18 protein-coding genes are annotated in these 18,521 nt (G+C 68.6%); 10 read left to right on the top strand and 8 right to left on the bottom strand.

All coding sequences use genetic code 11. From position 1 onward, the window contains the following. Positions 1-99: 99 nt before the first annotated feature. Entirely contained in the window at positions 100-2,166 is a 2,067-nt protein-coding gene (metG, locus tag B4589_RS12240) for a methionine--tRNA ligase (RefSeq protein ID WP_079234534.1), read from the bottom strand. Between the two features lie 375 nt (positions 2,167-2,541). On the opposite strand from metG, the gene B4589_RS12235 reads away from it, so the two are divergent. Next, complete coding sequence (locus tag B4589_RS12235) at positions 2,542-3,156, top strand: TetR/AcrR family transcriptional regulator (RefSeq protein ID WP_079234533.1); 615 nt, start codon at positions 2,542-2,544, stop codon at positions 3,154-3,156. A 27-nt stretch (positions 3,157-3,183) separates the two neighbouring features. On the opposite strand, the gene B4589_RS12230 is transcribed toward B4589_RS12235, so the two are convergent. From B4589_RS12230 to B4589_RS12215, 4 genes are all read right to left on the bottom strand, one after another. After that, the gene (locus B4589_RS12230; RefSeq protein WP_079234532.1) at positions 3,184-4,137 is read right to left on the bottom strand and encodes a VOC family protein; all 954 of its coding nucleotides are present in this window, start codon (positions 4,135-4,137) and stop codon (positions 3,184-3,186) included. Between the two features lie 91 nt (positions 4,138-4,228). After that, positions 4,229-5,215, bottom strand: coding sequence for a TatD family hydrolase (locus B4589_RS12225; RefSeq protein WP_079234531.1), 987 nt, complete (start codon positions 5,213-5,215; stop codon positions 4,229-4,231). After that, positions 5,215-6,102 (bottom strand): fumarylacetoacetate hydrolase family protein, encoded by an 888-nt coding sequence (locus B4589_RS12220; RefSeq protein WP_079234530.1) that lies wholly within the window; start codon positions 6,100-6,102, stop codon positions 5,215-5,217. The genes B4589_RS12225 and B4589_RS12220 overlap by 1 nt, the downstream gene beginning before the upstream one ends. 6 nt (positions 6,103-6,108) lie before the next feature. Then, a complete protein-coding gene (locus tag B4589_RS12215; protein WP_079234529.1) occupies positions 6,109-6,516 on the bottom strand; it encodes a DoxX family protein in 408 nt (135 codons plus the stop codon). A gap of 201 nt (positions 6,517-6,717) precedes the next feature. On the opposite strand from B4589_RS12215, the gene B4589_RS12210 reads away from it, so the two are divergent. Continuing rightward, positions 6,718-8,115 carry an amidase gene (locus tag B4589_RS12210; protein WP_079234528.1) on the top strand — a complete coding sequence of 466 codons (1,398 nt, stop codon included), beginning with the start codon at positions 6,718-6,720 and terminating at the stop codon, positions 8,113-8,115. A gap of 508 nt (positions 8,116-8,623) precedes the next feature. Here B4589_RS12210 and B4589_RS12205 read toward each other — a convergent pair. Both B4589_RS12205 and B4589_RS12200 read right to left on the bottom strand, forming a co-directional pair. Further along, complete coding sequence (locus tag B4589_RS12205) at positions 8,624-9,112, bottom strand: DUF456 domain-containing protein (RefSeq protein WP_079234527.1); 489 nt, start codon at positions 9,110-9,112, stop codon at positions 8,624-8,626. A 57-nt stretch (positions 9,113-9,169) separates the two neighbouring features. Continuing rightward, a complete protein-coding gene (locus tag B4589_RS12200) occupies positions 9,170-10,003 on the bottom strand; it encodes a hypothetical protein (RefSeq protein WP_079234526.1) in 834 nt (277 codons plus the stop codon). A gap of 132 nt (positions 10,004-10,135) precedes the next feature. Between B4589_RS12200 and B4589_RS12195 the strand changes: the two genes are divergently transcribed. The 8 genes from B4589_RS12195 to B4589_RS12160 all read left to right on the top strand — a co-directional run bounded on the left by B4589_RS12195 (position 10,136) and on the right by B4589_RS12160 (position 18,320). Continuing rightward, positions 10,136-11,173 (top strand): ABC transporter ATP-binding protein, encoded by a 1,038-nt coding sequence (locus tag B4589_RS12195; RefSeq protein WP_079234525.1) that lies wholly within the window; start codon positions 10,136-10,138, stop codon positions 11,171-11,173. Next, a complete protein-coding gene (locus tag B4589_RS12190; RefSeq protein ID WP_079234524.1) occupies positions 11,170-11,988 on the top strand; it encodes an ABC transporter permease in 819 nt (272 codons plus the stop codon). Before B4589_RS12195 ends, B4589_RS12190 begins: the two co-directional genes overlap by 4 nt. A gap of 151 nt (positions 11,989-12,139) precedes the next feature. Beyond that, positions 12,140-12,469 (top strand): ferredoxin family protein, encoded by a 330-nt coding sequence (locus B4589_RS12185; protein WP_079234523.1) that lies wholly within the window; start codon positions 12,140-12,142, stop codon positions 12,467-12,469. A 161-nt stretch (positions 12,470-12,630) separates the two neighbouring features. After that, positions 12,631-13,500: an electron transfer flavoprotein subunit beta gene (locus B4589_RS12180; RefSeq protein ID WP_079234522.1), complete on the top strand. Its 870-nt coding sequence runs from the start codon at positions 12,631-12,633 to the stop codon at positions 13,498-13,500. Positions 13,501-13,757: 257 nt separating this feature from the next. Further along, a complete protein-coding gene (locus B4589_RS12175) occupies positions 13,758-15,356 on the top strand; it encodes an electron transfer flavoprotein subunit alpha/FixB family protein (protein ID WP_255246149.1) in 1,599 nt (532 codons plus the stop codon). Next, positions 15,353-17,053, top strand: coding sequence for an FAD-dependent monooxygenase (locus B4589_RS12170; RefSeq protein WP_079234521.1), 1,701 nt, complete (start codon positions 15,353-15,355; stop codon positions 17,051-17,053). The genes B4589_RS12175 and B4589_RS12170 overlap by 4 nt, the downstream gene beginning before the upstream one ends. 3 nt (positions 17,054-17,056) lie before the next feature. After that, a complete protein-coding gene (locus tag B4589_RS12165) occupies positions 17,057-17,512 on the top strand; it encodes a hypothetical protein (protein WP_217920465.1) in 456 nt (151 codons plus the stop codon). Between the two features lie 43 nt (positions 17,513-17,555). After that, complete coding sequence (locus tag B4589_RS12160; RefSeq protein ID WP_079234520.1) at positions 17,556-18,320, top strand: GNAT family N-acetyltransferase; 765 nt, start codon at positions 17,556-17,558, stop codon at positions 18,318-18,320. On the opposite strand, the gene B4589_RS12155 is transcribed toward B4589_RS12160, so the two are convergent. Continuing rightward, positions 18,321-18,482, bottom strand: a complete 162-nt coding sequence (locus B4589_RS12155; protein WP_176330525.1) for a hypothetical protein — start codon at positions 18,480-18,482, stop codon at positions 18,321-18,323. Positions 18,483-18,521 lie beyond the last annotated feature (39 nt).

The raw sequence follows: 18,521 nt of genomic DNA, 5'->3' as shown, positions 1-18,521 counted from the left end.
GAGAGAACGCGGGTAGCGATCTTCTACAGCTTTTTCGTCACGGGACGGCTGTCCGACGCCGTCACCGTACCTTCGTCACGGGACGGCTGCCAATCGCCGTCACCGTACCTTCGTCCCCGGCTCGGCGTCCTCGTGGGTCGTCAGCAGATCCGCCTGCTCGCCCGCGGCGAGCACCATCCCGTTGGACTCGACGCCGAACAGTTCGGCCTGCTCGAGGTTCGCGAGCACGATCACTTTCTTCCCCTCGAGTTCGTCCAGATCGTGGAGCTGCTTGATGCCGGCGACGACCTGGCGGGTCTCGACGCCGATATCCACTTCGAGTCGCGCCAGCTTGTCGGCGCCCTCGATCCCCTCGGCCGACTCGATGCGGCCGACGCGGATGTCCAGCCCTTCGAACGTGTCGAAATCGATGCGGTCGTCGATCAGGGGTTCGAGTTCGGTGTCGGCCATCTCGGTGTCGTCGTCGTCCTCGTCGTCTTCGTCCTCCGTGGCCTCCTCGATCTTCGCCTCCAGCGCCGCGTCGAGTTCGTCGACGCGGTCGTCCTCGATCTTCTCGAACAGCTCGTCGGGCTCGTCGAACGCGCCCGGCTCGGCGTACACCGCGTCGGTCTCGGCGGCGTGGACGTCGGCGTCGACGTTCAGCTGGTCCCAGACCGTCTCGGCTTTCTCCGGGCAGATCGGTTCGAGCAGGACGGCGACGGCCGTCGCGACCTGCAGGCAGTCGCGGATGACCTGGGCCTGCTCGTCGCTGCCGTCCGCCAACTGCCACGGCTCGTGCTGCTGGATGTACTCGTTGCCGAACTGCGCGAGTTCGACCGCGGCGTCGCCGGCGCGGCGCACGTCGTACGCCTGCACGGCCTCGCGGAACTGCTCGACTGCGGCGTCGATCTGCTCCTGCACGTCGTCGCTGACCGCGGCGTCGGGCGTGCCGTCGAAGTTCCGCGCGGCGAACAGCATCGAGCGGTAGACGAAGTTGCCGACGGTGCCGACGAGTTCGCCGTTGACGCGCTCCTGGAACCGCTCCCACGTGAAGTCGAGGTCCTGCTGGAACCCACCCATCGTGGTGAGGTAGTAGCGCAGCAGGTCCGGGTGGAACCCCTCGTCGAGGTACTCTTCGGCCCAGATCGCGCGGTTGCGGCTGGTCGAGAGCCCCTTGCCGTCGATGGTGACGAAACCGGTCGCACAGACCGCACGCGGTTCCGCGTGACCCGTGGCGTGGAGCATCGCCGGCCAGAAGATGGTGTGGTGCTGGATGATGTCGCGGCCGATGACGTGGACGATCTCGCCGCCGTCGCCGCCGTCGCGGCCCCACACCTCCTCCCAGTCGTACTCGTCGGCGCCGACGCGCTCGGAGTACTGCTTCGTGGAGGAGACGTACTCGATCGGGGCGTCGACCCAGACGTAGAGCACGAGCTCGTCCTCGCCGGGGTAGTCGACCCCCCAGTCCATATCTCGCGTGATACACCAGTCCTGTAACCCCTCCTCGAGCCACTCGCGGGGCTGGTTCTGGGCGTTCGACGTCCCTTCGAGGCGGTCGAGGAAGTCGGAGAGGTACTCCGCGAGTTCGGAGACGGCGAAGTACTTGTGCTCGCGCTCGCGGTACTCCGCGGGGTTGCCCGTCAGCGTCGAGACGGGGTTTTCGATCTCGCCGGGTTCGAGGTGGCGGCCACAGCCCTCGTCACACTCGTCGCCGCGGGCCTGCGCGCCGCAGTACGGGCAGGTCCCCTCGACGTAGCGGTCGGGCAGGGGCTGGTCCTCCTCGGGGTCCCACGCGACCATGATCTCGTCCTCGTACACGTAGCCCGCGTCCTCGAGGCGCTCGACGAACTCCCGGGTGAGTTCGGTGTTGGTCTCGTCGTGGGTGTGGCCGTAGTTGTCGAACTCGACGTTGAACTTCGGGAACGCCTCGGCGTACTCCTCGTGGTACCCCATCGCGAACTCCTCGGGGGAGACGCCCTCCTCGGCGGCGTTGACGGCGATGGGCGTGCCGTGCATATCCGACCCGCAGACGTAGGCGGACTGCTGGCCGAGCTTCTTCAGCGAACGGTTCACCGCGTCGGCGGCGGTGTACCCCCGGAGGTGACCGATGTGGAGGTCGCCGTTGGCGTACGGCAGTCCACACGTCACCACCGCGGGACGGTCGGTCGGGAACTCCTCGTGGCTCATCTGGGTGGAAGTTGTCGATGCGGGCCTAAAGCCCGCCGGTTTCGGTGATCGATCGGTGCCCGAACGCGACGGGGTTCGCCGGAGGGGCCGCCGTGCCTGCTACGGAACGCCAGCGCCGAGAAGGGTCCACCCGTCGCTACTGGGGGTGCATACCGCGGCGACGAGTGGGGAACACGAACCGATAGTGGGGCCTAATCACGCAAAAATCTCCCGCCTGTGTGTGTCGGCGTGACAGCGACGACGCTGGCGACCGCCGAGGCGTACCTGAGCGGGGTGTTCGCCGCGCTGGTGGTGACGCGCTGCTCGAGCACTCGGAACTGTAGGACAGCCGTCGTCCGAGAAAAGCGCTATATATCCCACCGGGGTATAGCGGATATGACCGAGCTGGAGGAAGGGGCGGTCCCCGAGGAGACCCGGACCGAGATCATGGAGGCGACGTTCCGGGCCGTCAGCGAGCACGGCTACGCCGACCTCCGGATGCGCGACATCGGCGAGGAGATGGAGAAGACCCGCCAGATCATCCACTACCACTACGACGGGAAGTACGACCTGCTGGCGCAGTTCCTTGAGTACATCATCGAGCAGTACGAGGGCAGCGTCGAGGTCGATCGGGACGTGCCGCCCTGTGAGGAGCTGGAGATCCGTATCCGGCAGTGTCTGTTCGGGCCGGAGTTCGAGGAGTTCGACCACTGGGAGCGGATGAAGGTGTACCACGAGCTGTTCACCCACGCCCAGAACGACGAGCGCCACCGGGAGATATTCGACGAACACCACCGACGGCTCCGGGGCAGCATCACGGAGGTAGTGGCCGAGGGGATCGAGCAGGGCGATTTCCGCGAGACCGACCCAGAGCGGACGGGCCAACTCATCACCGACGTGATCCACGCGGCCCGGGGGCGGAAGCTCTCGCTGGGCCACGACGACGCCCCCGAGGAGGCGCTCGCGGCGATCAACGAGTTCGTGATCGACTCGCTGATCGTCGACGAGTAGCGACCGAAAGAAGGGGACGACGGCGCGCTAGTTCTTCTCGAGGGGCGGCAGCATCTCCTTGATGCGCTCCACGTCGACGTCGAGCCAGTCGGGCACTTTCAGCTCCTCGCCGTACTCCTCGACGTCCTGGTCGATGCCGAAGCCGGGGCCGTCGGTCGCGAACTCGAACACCGATCCGCCGGGTTCGGTGATGTAGCGGGAGTGGAAGTAGTCACGGTCCTTCGTCGAAGTCGTGATGTAGCCGTTCGCGCGGAGCTCGTCGCTGATCTGGTCCTGCTCCCAGCCGTTGGCGACGCGGAACGCGATGTGGAGGTACGTGCCGATCCCCATCACGCCGTCGGGCGCGTTCGGCCGGATCAGCACGTCGACTTTCCGGGCACACGGCGCGTCGCCGGGCGCCTCGTACCGGATGCGGTCGCCAGCCTGCGGGTGGGTCGCCTCGCCGATGCGGTCCCAGCCCAGCGTCTCGAGCACGTCCATCGTCCCCGCGGGGTCCTTGGAGTGGACCGTCGCGTTGTACATGCCGCGGACGCCGTGCTCCTCGGGCACGTCGTTCTCGGTGTACGCCTCGATGTCGGAGTCACCGGTGACGAGTTCGAACGGGACGCCGTCGGGCGCCTCGAACGCGATGGCGGTCTCGTCGAACCGCTCCTCGACGTCGTAGTCGACGTCGTGGTCCTCGAAGCGGTCCGTCCAGAAGTCGACCGACCCCTCGGGGATCGTGAGGCCGACCGCGCTGGTCATCCCCTTGCCGACGAGGCCCTCCTCCATCGGCATGTTGGTCATCGGGAAGAACGTGATGATGGTGCCCGCCGTCCCCACCTCGTCGCCGTAGTAGAGGTGGTAGATCTTCTCGGGCACGTCGAACCGGACCGTCTCCTTCACGAACCGCATGCCGAGCACGTCCGTGAAGAAGTCGTAGTTGTCCTGCGGGTCGTCACAGAACGCCGTCACGTGGTGTAGCCCTGGTACGTCTGGCATGGTTCACCAATTGGTAAAACCGATATCGTAATAATCGTTTGCATACCATACACCCCTCGGCGAATCGACAGGAGAACCGTCTCCGCCCCGTTCAGGGGAGGAGCGCCTGCGGGTTCTCGTACACGACCTGCCGGATCGCGTCGATATCGACGCCGTGGCGGTACAGTTCGTGGATCGTCCGCTTGAACGCGAACACGTCGCTGCGGAGGATCCCCGCGCTGTCGGTCTCGACCAGAATTCGCTTGGGGCCGTACTCGGCGACGACCTCGGCCACGTCGGTCGGCGAGACGCCGAGCAGCCACGGGTAGCTGACGGTGAAGCTCAGGTAGCAGTCCGTGTTCTCGAGGACGTACGGCGCGATCTCCGGGTCCATGTGCGAGAGCACGACCTGCTCGTGATCGAGGCCGGCCTCATCGGCGAGTTCGGCGTCGATGTCGACCGCCTCGCGTTTGGGGTACTCCGAGGTCAGCACCGGCTCCTGCTGGCGCGCGAGGTCGAGTTCGTAGCCGGGGAGGTTCCCGCTGACCCGCTCGGGGAACTCCACGTCCGAGAGGTCTGCGGGCGTATGGACGACCGCAGGGAGGTCGTGGTCGGCGGCGACCTCGAACTGCCGCCGTGTGACCTCTTTCTGCTCGTCCAGCGACCAGCCCGCGACGTGCTGGGCCTCGGTGATGCCGATCTCGCCGATGGCGGCGACCTCATCGAGTTCCGCGTATTCGGGCAACACGTCGAGCAGCGCCTCGTAGTTCTCGACGCGCGCGCCGGTGTGGATGCCGACGCCGACTTTCGCGTCGAGCAGGTGGGACTCGCGGATCTGCGGCAGGCGGTTGAGCGCGTCGTCCCAGAGGTAGCGCACGTCCCCGGGCTGGACCGGTTTGTAGGGGGTCCAGTAGTACGCCGCGGCCATCATCACCATCCCCGCACAGCCGCTCAGCGCGTACCGCTCGCGGTCGTTCCAGGAGAGCGTGTGAGCGTGGTTGTGGACGTCGATCCACGGGATGCTGTTCAACTCTGACGGGACCGACTCCATCCCGTCGCCGTCTTCCATATCGGTGGGTCGCTGTGTCGGGTAGGCCATCAGTCGGTGTAGCGACAGTGGTTGGTGAGTTCGCCCACGCCCTCGACGCCGACGGTCACCTCGTCGCCGTCCGCCAGCAGCACCTGCGGGTCGCGGAAGTAGCCGACGCCGTCGGGCGTACCCGTGAAGATCACGTCGCCCGGTTTCAGGGTGAACGAGCGGCTACAGAACGCGATCAGTTCGCTGATCGGGAAGATCAGGTGGTCGGTGTTGGAGTCCTGCAGGCGCTCGCCGTCGACCTCCGTCCAGATGTCGAGATCGGTCACGTCGTCGATCTCGTCGGGCGTGATGAGGTGGGGCCCCATCGGCGCGAACGTGTCGAGGCTCTTCCCCCGGACCCACTGCTCGTCCGAGAGCTGGAGGTCGCGGGCGGAGACGTCGTTGCCGACCGTGTAGCCGGCGACGTAGTCGAGCGCTTCCTCCTCGCTCACGTTCCGTGCCTCCTCGCCGATGACCGCCACGAGTTCGCCCTCGTAGTCGACGGCCTCGGTCAGGTCGGGGTCCCACTCGATCGCGTCGCCGGGGCCGACGATGGTGGAGGGGAACTTCGAGAACACCAGCGGCACGTCGGGGATATCTTCACCCCCCTCGTCGGCGTGTTTCGAGTAGTTCAGCCCGATCGCGACCACCTTCTCGGGGTCGGTCACCGGCGCCGCGGTGTCGAGCGACTCGGGCGCGTAGATCGCCCGGTCGGCGTCGACGGCCGACTGCACCGCGAGTTCGGCCTTCTCCCGCCAGTTCTCGACCGTCAACAGCGCCGTGAGCGTCGACGGGAGGTCGATCCCCGTCGCCGCGCCCGCCTCGGGGAGCGAAACGACCCCCTCGTCGACGACCGCGCCGACCCAGTGCTCGTCGCCGTCAGCCGTGGTGAACTGTCCGAGTTCCATCGTGAGCTAGAACAGTCCGACGTTGACCGCGTACCCCCACGCCTCGCCGCCGGTCGAGAGAAGGACGAGCGTCCCTCCCAGCAGGCCGACGTTCTTGAGGAAGTGGTTCAGTTCGTTCTGCTTCTCCTCCTCGCCGGCGTTCCAGAAGTCGTGGAACAGCGGCGTCGCGACGATCAGGAACGTCGCGAGCGCGCCCGCCGCGATCACGGGGTAGATCCCCAGCATGATCCCGGCCGCGCCGAGGACCAGCACCACGCCCGAGGCGATGACCGCGACCCCCGGCGCGGGTGCGTCTTTGTACTCCGCGTACCCCTTCCGTCCCTGGAAGTCGACGAAGTGGTTGTACCCGTTGTAGAGGAAGAGGATCCCCAAGAGGAGCCGCCCGGCCAGCAGGAACTCCGCTTCGAACGCCATCAGCGGAGCCTCGCGGCCGCCGCTCCCTTCCCGTCACGCCGGTTCGGATCGCTCATCGTACGCATTGCTCCCCTGTTTTACAGGCTGGTAAATAGATGTTTCCGTAGTTGATCCGACACGTTCCGGGTCGGCTGGCGCCGTCGCGGGCGGGGAGTCGCGACGGCCGAACAGCCCTTATGCGTACGGCGAAAACGGCCGCATATGGACAACGCCGACCCGCCACGAGTCCGGGCTTGGGTCGACGACTACCTCGATCGTGTTCGATCCCTCCCAGCCGACAGCGTCGCCGGCGCGTTCGACCCGCCCGAGCCCCAGGATCGCACGGACCCCTACGACGCCTTCGCCGAGACGTTCATCGCCGACGCCCCGCTTTCGGGGCCGCTAGCCGACTTCGATCTGGCAGTGAAGGAGAACGTCGCCGTCGGCGGCGTGCCGACGACCTGCGGCACCGACTGCTTCGAGTGGACGCCCGACGTCGACGCGATCGCCGTCGAGCGCCTCCGGGCGGCGGGCGGAGCGATCGTCGGCACGACGGATATGGACCCGTTCGCGTTCGGCACGACCGGGGAGCTGAGCGCGCGCGGTCGCACGCGGAACCCCGCGGTCGAGGGGCACGTCCCCGGCGGATCCTCCGCGGGCAGCGCCGCGGCGGTCGCCGGCGGCGACGTCGACGCCGCGCTGGGCACCGACACCGCCGGCAGCGTCCGCATCCCCGCCTCGTTCTGTGGCGTCGTCGGCTACAAACCCACCTACGGGATGGTGCCCACCGAGGGCGTGGTGCCGCTCTCGCCGTCGAACGACCACGTCGGCGTGATCGCCCGGGACGTCACCACCGCCGCGACGGTGCTGGAAGCGATCGCCGGCCGCGAGGCGACCCGACCCGACTCGCTGACGGCGCCCTCGCGGCTCTCCTTCGTCGACGATCTCGACGCGGCGCCCTCGGGCCTCCGACTGGGCGTCGCCGCGGAGTTCATGGAGGCGTCGGCGCCCGCCATGGAGGCCGCGGTCGAGTCGGCCGTGACGACGTGTGCGGTCGAACTCGACGCCGAGGTCGGCTCGGTGCAGTTCCCGGAGGCGGAAGCCGCCGTCGACGCCAACGACGCGGGGACGGTGATGGAGTTCGCGGCGCTCCTGGAGCGGGGCGGCCTGCTCGGGACCGGCCAGCCGGCCGACCTGCGGGCGGCGCTCCGGCGGGCGAACGCACATCTCGACGCGCTCCCCGACCGTGTGCGCAACCTGATCGAAACCGGGCGGGAACTGCTCGAGCGCGCGCCGGACGCGTACGGCCGGACGTGGGACGCCCGCCGGCGCACCGTCCGGCGCCAGCAGGCGCTGTTCACCGAGGCGGACGTGCTGGCGATGCCGACGACGCCGATCACGGCGCCCCCCTTCGGCGCGGTCCCCGGCGAGGGCGGCGTCTCCGTGCTCGATACGGTCGAGAACACCGCGCCGTTCAACGCCACCGGCGCGCCCGCGGTGTCGGTCCCCTGCGGCGAGGTGGACGGCCGCCCGGTGGGGCTGCAGTTGGTGGGGCCGCCGGGCGCGGACGGCTACCTGCTGCGGGTCGCTGAGTCGGTGGAGCGGGCGCTCGGTTCGTAGTTGGGTAGTTTCTGGTTTTGGTGAGAGGGAAGCGATAGGGAGGTTCTGACGGACGATCGACCGCGACAGCAGTTTCTGGCTTTGCGCGGAGAAGCGACCGCGAACGGCATCGTGGAGTTCGCTTGTTGCCCCGTGAACGGTATCGTGAAGTTCGCTTATTGAGCCATGAACAGCACCGCGGAGTGAGCATGACCACTTGCGACCGCAACCGCCCCGCACAGCCCTCACCCCTCCCCAGCCGATTCGCTCACGTCCGTTCGCTCATCCCTCGCGCTGAGGCGCGGCACAAGGCCGCGCCCGCTTTCGCGCCGACTGCGACCGCGGTGCGGTGGCGGTGGACGCCTCGCGGGCGCAACGGTCGCGCCCGCGGGGGGAGGGGTGGGGACTCGGCACTGTGCCGGGCCTCGTGCCCGGCACCCTGCGGTCACAAGTGGTCAAGCATCGAGATGCTGTTGCGGATACCGTCTCGGCCGTCGACAGCAACGAGGCACCGAACACCACCACACGATCATCCCAACCACAGCACGAACACCACGTAACCCACCAGCATCGACGCCGAGAGCAGGAAGACGGCGACCCCGGAGGCGAGCATCCCCAGCGTCGCCCAGAGCGCGTTGTCCATCGCCGCCTCGACGTCGCGGTCGTCGCGGCGGAGCTCCGAGAGGAACACGGTACCGAACATCCCCAGCAACACGCCGAGCGGCCCGAGGACGAACAGGAGCACCAACCCCACGGCGGCCGCGATCAGCGTCGTCGTCGTGCTCGCACCCTTGGCTTTACCCGTGATCGCGCCGCCGAACAGGTCGACGACGATCGTGAGGACGCCGACGACGGTGAAACTCAGCAGGAGCCAGAGCCCCATCCGCCCGGGGCCGAACAGGTACTCGACGTAGACGCCCGCGAGCGCCAGCAGCCCCGACGGGACGCCCGGGACGACGCTGGCGACGACGGCGCCGACGAGCAGCGCCAGCGCGACCAGCGTCACGACCTCGACCATAGGAGCCCGGACGGGCGGGGGGTACAAGAACCTGCGCGGCGGCCGTGTCGACGCTCGTTAGGCAGTCTCGACCGTGAGGTCGTCGCGGACTCGAACCGTAACGCGCTGTTCGTCGGTCGCGGCCGTGAACTCGACTGCTCGCCGGCCGTCGACGAACCGCCCGTCGTCCATCCAGTCGTCGATCGGTTCGAAGGGGAGCGCCTGTGGAACGTCGACCCCTCGGTCGCGCAGGAGCGACAGCACCGCCGGATGGGTGAGGGCGAACATCACGACCGGGTTCGTCTCCTCGAAGTAGCACTCCCCGCAGACACAGTCCGCGAGGATCAGCCCGTCGGTCTCCCGGAACGAGAGCGAGAGCGCCGGCGCGCGACAGACGTGACAGACGCCGTCGGTGACCCTGTCGAGGCGCCGCCAGACCTCCCCGACGGCGTACTCGAGCAGTGCCGAGATCCCACCCTCCGCACCGACGGGGCCGTTGACGAGCGTCTTGAACCGGAGCCCGTGCTCGTCACACGAGACGGAGAGCCAGTGGTTCTCGTACGTCGCCGTGAGCACGGCCCCACACTCCGGGCAGTCGTAGTCGGTCGGTCCCGACATCGGCTCGGCGTTCGGGGTGTACACGCCCGCCTCGGCGGACTCGATCGCTTTCAGCCCTGCGACGGTCGGCGTGTAGCCCGCCTCGTGTTTGACGACGAACCGCTCCCGAAGCACGTCGAGGTGGTAGTTGAAGCGGCCGGGGTCGTCGACGCCGACGGCCCGGCGGAGATCCGCGAACCCGACCGGATCGCCGTCGTTCCCGTAGAACCGACTCACGAGCTCACGGAGGATCGAGACTCGCGTGGCGTCGGAGAGGGCGTCGAACGCGTCGGCAGCGGCCTCGGCGTCGGTCATACGCCGACCTCTTCCCCGACTCAGTAAAAAGCCGACGTGTTCGTTCTGCGAGAGGAGTCGTGTTCTGAAAGCCGTCGGACAGAACGATCGTTCACCAAACCATTAACTCCGAAGCTTCGCTGGCACTCATCGATGAGTCAGGTCCCCGAGCAGGAACAGCAGTCACGAACCGAGCGGGCGAGCGAGGCGCCGGCCGAGGAGATGCTCGCCGTCGACGACCTCCGAAAGAGCTACGGCGACGGTGAGGACGCCGTCCGTGCGGTCGACGGCGTCTCCCTCTCCGTCCGTCGCGGCGAGGTCGTCGGCGTGCTGGGGCCGAACGGCGCCGGGAAGACCACGACGATCAAGTCGATCCTCGGGCTCGTGGTGCCGAGCGGCGGGACCGTCACGATCGCCGGCGTCGACGCCGACGAGAACCCCCGCGGCGTCTACCGCCACGTCGGCGCGATGCTCGAAGGCGCACGGAACGTCTACTGGCGGCTAACCGTCCGCGAGAACCTGAACTTCTTCGCCGCGCTGGGTGGCAACGATCCCGACGCCGCACGCGACCGGCACGACCGACTGCTCGACCAGTTCGGCCTCGCCGACAAGGCCGACGAGCCGGTCAACGAGCTCTCGCGGGGGCAGAAACAGAAAGTCTCGCTCGCGGCGACGCTGGCCCGCGGGACCGACGTGGTGTTCCTCGACGAACCGACGCTGGGGCTCGACGTGGAGGCCTCCGTCGAACTCCGACGCGAACTCCGCCGGCTCGCCGACGAGGAGGCGATCACCATCGTGCTCTCCAGTCACGACATGGACGTCGTCGAGGCGGTGTGTGACCGGGTGGTGATCCTCTCGAACGGCCGCGTGATCGCCGACGACCCGGTCGAGGAGCTGGTCGGGGTGTTCGAGACGCAGGTCTACCGCCTGACCGTCGACGGACGCGTGCCCGAACAGGTCCGGACCGAGCTGACGGCGTCGTACCAGGTCGACGACTGGGAGCGTCTCGACGACCGCACGCGCTTCGACGTGACCCTCGCCGAGGACGACGCGCTGTACGACGTGCTCGGCGTGCTCCGGACCGGCGACTGCGCGCTGCTCGACGTGGACGGGCTGGAGCCGGATCTGGAGGACGTGTTCCTCGACGTGACCGACCGAGCCCCGGACGAGAGCGGGGGTGAGGACGAATGAGCACGACGAGCCAGCCTGCCGAGTCCGGGATCGACACCGGCCCGCGTGGGTATCTCCGCTTCTTCCTCGCGTCGTTCCGGAAGAAGCTGCTGTTGCTCGTGCGCTACCCCGTCAACACGCTCTCCCAGTTCGGCACGGTGCTGCTCGTGTTCGGCGTCATCTTCTACGGCGGACGGGCCGTGGCGCCGGCGGCCATCGGCGACAGCATCGAGGGGATCATCGTCGGCTACCTGCTGTGGAGCATGTCGATCACGGCGTACTCCGGGCTGTCGTGGGGTGTCGCCCGGGAAGCCCAGTGGGGAACGCTGGAACAGCTGTTCATGTCGCCGTTCGGGTTCGGCCCCGTCATGGCGACCAAAACCGTCGTGAACGTGCTGGAGTCGTTCCTCTGGGGCGCCGCGACGCTGTTCGTGATGATGGCGGTGACCGACCGCTGGCTCGCGGTCGATCCGCTGACCGTGATCCCGATCGGCGCGCTGGCGATCGCGCCCGCAGTCGGGATCGGCTTCGTGTTCGGCGGGCTCGCGATCCGCTTCAAGCGCATCGAGAACGCCTTCCAGCTCGTCCAGTTCCTCCTGATCGGGCTGATCGCCGCACCCGTCGAGCAGTACCCGCTGTTGCGGTGGCTCCCGCTCGCACAGGGGAGCCGGATGCTCCGGACGGCGATGCAGGAGGGCGTGCCGATCTGGGCGTTCCCGACGGGCGACCTCGCCGTGCTCGTCGTCACGGCGGTCGGCTACCTCGGGGTCGGGTACGCCGCCTTCCACTACTGCCAGCGGTGGGCGCGCCGCGAGGGGGTGATGGGGCACTACTGAACGGGCACACCGGCGGATACACGTCGAGGGCGAGGCGGCCGGGCGGCGAGCAGCGAGGACCAGGACGAGGCCGCCGTCGCGGGTTGGGGCCCGTCCGAGCGCTCCGGACCGCCGGCGAACACTTATGTGCGTCGCGCGGCCTGTTCGACACATGCCCATCGACCCGAACTTCGAGCAGAACCGCGAGAAGGTCGACGAGGAGAACGGCGTGGCGGTCTGGGGGCCGGTCGAGCCGCCGGAGGAGCTCGGCATCCACGGCACCCACGTCGCGGTGGACTACGACATCTGCATCGCCGACGGCGCGTGTCTGGAGGACTGCCCGGTCGACGTGTTCACCTGGGTCGACTCGCCCGACCACCCGACGAGCGACCTCAAAGTCGAGCCGACCCACGAGGACCAGTGCATCGACTGCATGCTCTGTGTCGACGTCTGTCCGGTCGACGCCATCGACGTCGATCCCGGCCGCGCAGGTCGCATCTGACGTGACCGCGTCCGACCTGACCGACCACGCCGCCCGACCACCCTCGTTCTGCTCGCGGGTCGTTCCCGTCTCCTGACACGCCGAGTCGGCGCGCTACAGTGGGGGATATCGAACAAACAACTAAGAGGGTTGTCGCTAACTTGTCTTGTGAGTAGTTCCCTATGCACACAGTAGTTCTGACCAAGGGCGTCCCCGACTTCCGCGAGGGGCAGGTCGCTTTCGACGAGGACGGCCACCTCGAGCGGGGGGCGACGCCGACCGTGATGAACCCGAACGACAAACACGCCCTCCGGGCGGCGCTGCAGACCAAAGTCCGGAACGGCGGCCACGTCAGCCTGATGAGCATGGGGCCGCCGGGCTTCAAAGACGTACTGCGGGAGGGGATGGAGTCGGTGTACGCCGACGACGCCTACCTCGTCTCCGACCGGCAGTTCGCCGCCGCCGACACGTGGGCGACGTCGATCGCACTGGCCACTGCCATCGAACACCTGAACGAACACGTCGCCGAGGGCGGCGTCGACATGGTGTTCGCGGGGTTCAAGACCGCCGACGGGGAGACTGGCCACACCGGCCCACAGACCTGCTGGGGGCTGGACTGGCCGATCCTCACCCACGTCGTCTCGCTCGACATCGACGAGGACGCGGGTACCGTCCGCGCCAAGCGTCTCGTCGAGGGCGATATCGAGGAGATCGAGACCGTCGAGGCGCCGCTGCCCTGTTTCGTCGTCGCCGACCCCGAGTTCGAGCCGACCTACCGGAAGGCCGCCCACCGGCTGAAACACAAGGATCTCCGGGAGGAGACCCAAGAGCGGGCCGAGAACCATGAGGACCACGTCACGATGTGGGATCACGAGGAGCTCAACCTCGACCCCGACTACGTCGGCCTCGACGGCTCGCCCACCATCGTCTCCTCGGTCGACCCCATCCCGCGGGCCCCGGCCGAACGCGAGGCGACGATGATCGACCCGGCGGACGGCGAGGGGATGCAGGAACTGGTCGAGGAGATGGCGCCGCTCTCGGGGGGTGACTGATCGTGGCGCTCGACCCCGCCGACTACTCCGTCGACGAACTGAAAGCGGAACTGGAAGAGGTCGACGACGTCGACGAACTGGAGTCGATCCTGGCGGCCGAACGCGACGGGAAGAACCGCAAGACTGCCACCGACGCGATCGAGGGCCGTCTCGAGGCACTCCGGGACGAGGCGGCAGGCGAGAGCGAGGACAGCGAAGGAGACGGCGACCTCCCGTTCGATCCGGGCGAGCACGACGTCTCGGAGATCGGCCCGAAGGTGAACGACGTCGAGGACGTCGACACGCTGCGGGCGCTGCTCGACGCGGAGGAGGCCGGCGAGAACCGCACGCCGGTCAAAACGGTGATCGAGTCCCGCATCGAGAAGTTCGCCGAGGAGGACGAGGAGCCGGACACCGATGAACTCGACCTGGCCGAGATGTCCGCGGCGGACGTGGGCAACGCCGTCCAGGACATCGACGACGGCGACGTGCTGCGGGAGCTGATCGACCGCGAAGAGGACGGCGAGAACCGCGACAGCGTCAAGAGCCTCATCCAGGGCCGTATCGACTCCGTCGAGGGCGAGGAGGAGCAGGATCTCGAACCCGACGTTCCGCCCGAGGAGAAACACCCCGACCTCGACCACCCCACCGCGGACAAGCGCCACGTCCGCGCGCTCGAGGACGGCAGCTTCGGCGACATGTGGGTTTACTGCGAGACGCAGGCGGGCGACCTCGTCGACGTCTCCCGGGAGATGCTGGGCAAGGCCCGGGAGATGATGGACGGGTACAACGAGACGTACGAGGACGAAGAGAACGTCGTCGCGGTGCTCGTCGGCGACGACGTGGCCGGCCTCGCCGAGGACTGCGTCGCCTACGGCGCCGACGTGGTCGTGTACCACGAGGACGACCGCCTCGACCGGTTCAAACACAAACCCTACGCCGAGGTGGTCTGCGACATGGCGCGCTGGGGCGCCGACCCGGGCGAGAGCAACCCCGAACCGGCCGACTGGCGCGACTACGACGAGCCACGGTACGTGCTGTTCCCGGCGACGAACAACGGGCGGGACCTCTCGGCGCAGGTGCAGGCCGAACTCGACTCCGGGCTGGCCTCGGACTGCTCGGGGCTGTACATCGAGGACGCGGTGATCTCCAACCCCGTCAAGACCGGCGGGAGCAACCGGACGTTCGAGCGCGTGCTGCACATGAAGCGGCCCGACTTCTCCGGGTTCGAGTACTCGACCATCCTCTGTCTGGACAACCCCGGCCGGGAGTTCCATCCGCAGGGCGCCTCGGTCATCCCGGGGAGCTTCGACGTGCCCGACCCCGACCCCGAGCGCGAGGGCGAGGTCGTCGAACGCGACGTGGATCTGGACGACGAGTGGTTCCGCGTCGAGGTGACGGAGTACGACCAGTTGGAGGGCGGCGTCGATCTCACGGGTCACGACGTCATCGTGGCGATGGGCCGAGGGATCGGCGACGACCCCACGCGGGGGATGGAGCTGGCGCTCGACCTCGCGAACTGCTTCGAGGACGCCGACGTGGGCGTCTCGCGAGGGATCGTCACCGGCTCCTACCAGTTCGACGGCCACGTCGAGCAGTACACGGCCGAGGAGCGCCAGATCGGCGAGACCGGGCAGGTGGTCGAGCCCGACCTCTACGTCGCGGCGGGCATCTCCGGCGCCATCCAGCACAAGGTCGGGATGGACGAGTCCGACACCATCGTCGCGGTCAACACCGACCCGGAGGCCGACATCCGGGAGTTCTCGGACTACTTCGTCGAGGGCGACCTGTTCGAGGTGCTCCCGCGGCTGATCGACGCGCTGGAGGGCGGCGAAATCGATATGGAGGCGTTAGCGGATGGAGGTGATTCTCGATGAGTGAACCTATCGACGAGGCGACCGAGGCGGACGGCGAGTACGAACAGTACGAGGCGGTGGTCGTCGGCTGCGGCCCGGGGGGTGCGGCCGCGGCGGCGGCGCTCGCGGACAACGGCGTCGAGACGCTGGTGCTCGAGCGCGGCGTCGACGCCGGCGCGAAGAACGTCTCCGGGGGGCTCATCTACGCCGAGGAGTCCGCACCCTACACGATCGACGGCCTGTTCCCGGGGTTCCGCGAGGCGGCCGCCGAGCGCCCGGTGACCGAGTACCACCTCCACAACGTCGCCGGCTCGCAGGTCAAGAGCTTCGACATCACCGACCTCCACGAGCACGACACGGAGTGGGCCGACGCCGTCCTGCGCCGGAAGATGGACTCGTGGCTGGCCGAACGGGTACACGAGCGCACCCGCGAGACGGGCGGCGGACTGCTCACCGAAGTGCGCGTGAACGGCCTGCTCCGGGAAGAGGGTGAGATCGTCGGCGTCACCTGCGAGGAGCTCGACCCCATCCGGGCGGACCTAGTGGTGGCGGCCGACGGCGTCAACTCGGCGCTCGCCCGCGACGCCGGGCTGATGGACTGGGAGGAGCCCGACGAGTGGTTCCAGGGCGTCAAGGCCGTCGTCGACGTGCCCGACGGCGCCATCGCGGAGCGGTTCGACGTGGAAGACGGCGAGGGCGCGGCCCACCTGTTCTCCGGCGACCTGTTCGAGGGAGTTCGCGGCGGCGGGTTCGTCTACACCAACGAGGGCTCGCTCTCGATCGGGTCGGTGTTCCACCTCGACTCGCTCGCGGCCGAGCAGGCCGAGCCCCACGAACTGCTCGACGCGCTGCTGACCCACCCGTTCCTGGGCCAGTGGCTCGAGGACGACGAGTACGAGGAGCGGGAGTACTCGGCGAAGCTCGTCCCGGACTCGAAGAAGGTGGCCCTGCAGTCGCCCCACCAGGGGCGGCTCCTCCTCGTCGGCGACGCGGCGGGCCAGATGCAGGCCCAGGGCCCCATCATCAAGGGGATGAACCACGCCGTCACAGCCGGCGGGCTCGCGGCGGAGGCGTACGCGCAGGCGAAAACCCGCGGCGACACGGACCGAGCCGGCGAGCTCTACGAGCAGAAACTCCAGCAGGAAGGAGTGATGAAGAAGCTCAGACCCCGGCGCTACGAGGTCGCCAGCGCGCTGGGCGAACCCGAACCGATGGCGAACCTGGCCGACGCGGTGATCGACTCGGCAGTGGGGCGGTTCGGCGTCCGCCTGCTGGGTGACCGACTGGAACGCCTCTACTCCTCGCCGGCGCTGTCGATGATGGTGCCCGACACGCAGACGCCCTACGTCACGCTGCCGACGGTCATCGCGGAGGAGCTCGGCGCGCCGGTCGAGGAGACGAACGACGTGGAGCCGCCGAGCCTGGCCGACCGCATCGGCGACCTGACCTACGACACCGACGTCGGCAACCCACACATCGAACTGCTGGACGACTCGGCGGCGGCCAGCGGCACCGCCGTCACGGCCTGTCCGGTCAGCGCGGAGGGGTTCGGCGGCGGCTGCTACCGCCGGGAGGCGGTCGAGACCGACGGCGAGGCGAGCGAGGTGGTGAGCCTCGACACCCAGCCCTGCATCGAGTGTGGCACCTGCGCGATCGTCGCGGACACCGAGTGGGAACACCCCCGCGGCGGCAAGGGCGTCGAGTTCGAGGAGGGGTAGCTGGTGGCCGACCTCGACGGGGAGTCCCGGGTCGCGGACGCCCCACCTGACGGCAGCGATCCGGACGAGGGCGACGGCCCACCGCCGTCCCGGTACGCCGACCGCATCGAGCGGCTGGCGCGGGAGGCGCGGGCGGCCCGCCGGGAGTGGCCGGACGACGCCGAACTGGCCGCTACCGACCCCGACGAACAGCGTGCCCTCGAAGTCGCTCGCGACGGCCTCGGCCCCGTCGTCGCCTGCTACGTCGAGGCGCGGACGAGCGACGACCCGCCGCGGTTCTCGGCGCGCGAACACCGGCTGCTCCGGCAGGCGACGCGGGACTGGCTGGAGTGTTTCGCCCGGTGCCACGGCGTCGCGCACGACTCGGACGCGACGGTGCGGGCGGCCGCGGAACTGCTGCTGGAGACTCACGACGTCGTCGCCGTCGCGGAGCTACTGACCGGCGTTCCGGAGGGGTAGCCCCCCGGCAACCCTTATGTGCTGACACCCGTTACCAAGGAGCATGGAACTCACCGACCGGCTGACGTTCGACGACGGCGACCGAGAGGACCTGTACAACTACGTGGAGCGCCACGGCCGGGTGACCGAGGCCGAAGTCCGGCGGGGGCTCAACCTCGACCCGAGCGCGTTCGGCCACCACCTGACGGTGCTCCGACGGGAGGGGTACATCCGGAAGGTGGGCGACGAGCTCCAGATCGCCCACACGGTCGACGAGCGCGAGGAGCGCACGGTCGATGGCGAGACCGTGACCGTCCGCACGGCCGAGGAGGAGGACCGCGACGCGCTCGCGGCGGTCGTCGACACGGTAGCCAGCGAGGGGAGCTACATCGAGGCCGAAACCGTCGCCGCCGCGCTGGACTACGACGAGGCGGTCATCCGGCACAACGACGTGATGTCACGGCTGTTCTTCCTCGCGGAGGTGGGCCACGACGACGGGGACGACGAGGCCGTCGGCTGGGTCCACCTCGACCTGCCCGAAGCGGAGAAGCTGGCCCACACCGCCCAGCTCACGGTCGGGCTCGTCCCCGAGTACCGGGGGAAGGGTATCGGTCGACTGCTGCTCGACCGTGGGGTCCGTTGGGCCCGCGAACACGGCTACGAGAAGCTCTACAACTCCGTCCCGGCGACCAACGAGCGGGCCATCAGCTTCCTCGAGGACCACGGGTGGGAGATCGAGGCGGTTCGAGCGGACCACTACCACATCGACGACGAGTACGTCGACGAGGTGATGATGGCCGTCGACCCGCAGGCGGTCGACGGGGACTGATCACGCCCACTCGGGGGCGTCGGTGATCGGTTCCGCCACGACGCCGTCCTGTCGGACCAGCACGCGCCCGTGGGGTGCACAGACCGGTCGGTCCTCCGCCCACGGGACGTAGACGACGACGGCGGCCTCGCGGTCACAGTCCGCCTCTGAACAGGTCGGCACGGTCGGCCCGTGGGCTCGCGTGGTCTTCTGTGTACCGGC

Source organism: Halolamina sp. CBA1230, from assembly GCF_002025255.2.
Taxonomy (GTDB): Archaea; Halobacteriota; Halobacteria; order Halobacteriales; family Haloferacaceae; genus Halolamina.
The sequence above is the reverse complement of the archived record's forward strand: the minus strand, read 5'-3'. Positions and strand labels throughout refer to the sequence as shown.

Bases quoted from the DNA above. Each gene is read 5' to 3' on its own strand.
- B4589_RS12225 (WP_079234531.1), bottom strand. From the start codon at position 5,215: ATGGCCTACCCGACACAGCGACCCACCGATATGGAAGACGGCGACGGG.
- B4589_RS12180 (WP_079234522.1), top strand. From the start codon at position 12,631: ATGCACACAGTAGTTCTGACCAAGGGCGTCCCCGACTTCCGCGAGGGG.
- B4589_RS12185 (WP_079234523.1), top strand. From the start codon at position 12,140: ATGCCCATCGACCCGAACTTCGAGCAGAACCGCGAGAAGGTCGACGAG.
- metG (WP_079234534.1), bottom strand. From the start codon at position 2,166: ATGAGCCACGAGGAGTTCCCGACCGACCGTCCCGCGGTGGTGACGTGT.
- B4589_RS12195 (WP_079234525.1), top strand. From the start codon at position 10,136: ATGAGTCAGGTCCCCGAGCAGGAACAGCAGTCACGAACCGAGCGGGCG.
- B4589_RS12210 (WP_079234528.1), top strand. From the start codon at position 6,718: ATGGACAACGCCGACCCGCCACGAGTCCGGGCTTGGGTCGACGACTAC.
- B4589_RS12220 (WP_079234530.1), bottom strand. From the start codon at position 6,102: ATGGAACTCGGACAGTTCACCACGGCTGACGGCGACGAGCACTGGGTC.
- B4589_RS12215 (WP_079234529.1), bottom strand. From the start codon at position 6,516: ATGGCGTTCGAAGCGGAGTTCCTGCTGGCCGGGCGGCTCCTCTTGGGG.
- B4589_RS12160 (WP_079234520.1), top strand. From the start codon at position 17,556: ATGGAACTCACCGACCGGCTGACGTTCGACGACGGCGACCGAGAGGAC.
- B4589_RS12200 (WP_079234526.1), bottom strand. From the start codon at position 10,003: ATGACCGACGCCGAGGCCGCTGCCGACGCGTTCGACGCCCTCTCCGAC.
- B4589_RS12230 (WP_079234532.1), bottom strand. From the start codon at position 4,137: ATGCCAGACGTACCAGGGCTACACCACGTGACGGCGTTCTGTGACGAC.
- B4589_RS12235 (WP_079234533.1), top strand. From the start codon at position 2,542: ATGACCGAGCTGGAGGAAGGGGCGGTCCCCGAGGAGACCCGGACCGAG.
- B4589_RS12205 (WP_079234527.1), bottom strand. From the start codon at position 9,112: ATGGTCGAGGTCGTGACGCTGGTCGCGCTGGCGCTGCTCGTCGGCGCC.
- B4589_RS12170 (WP_079234521.1), top strand. From the start codon at position 15,353: ATGAGTGAACCTATCGACGAGGCGACCGAGGCGGACGGCGAGTACGAA.
- B4589_RS12190 (WP_079234524.1), top strand. From the start codon at position 11,170: ATGAGCACGACGAGCCAGCCTGCCGAGTCCGGGATCGACACCGGCCCG.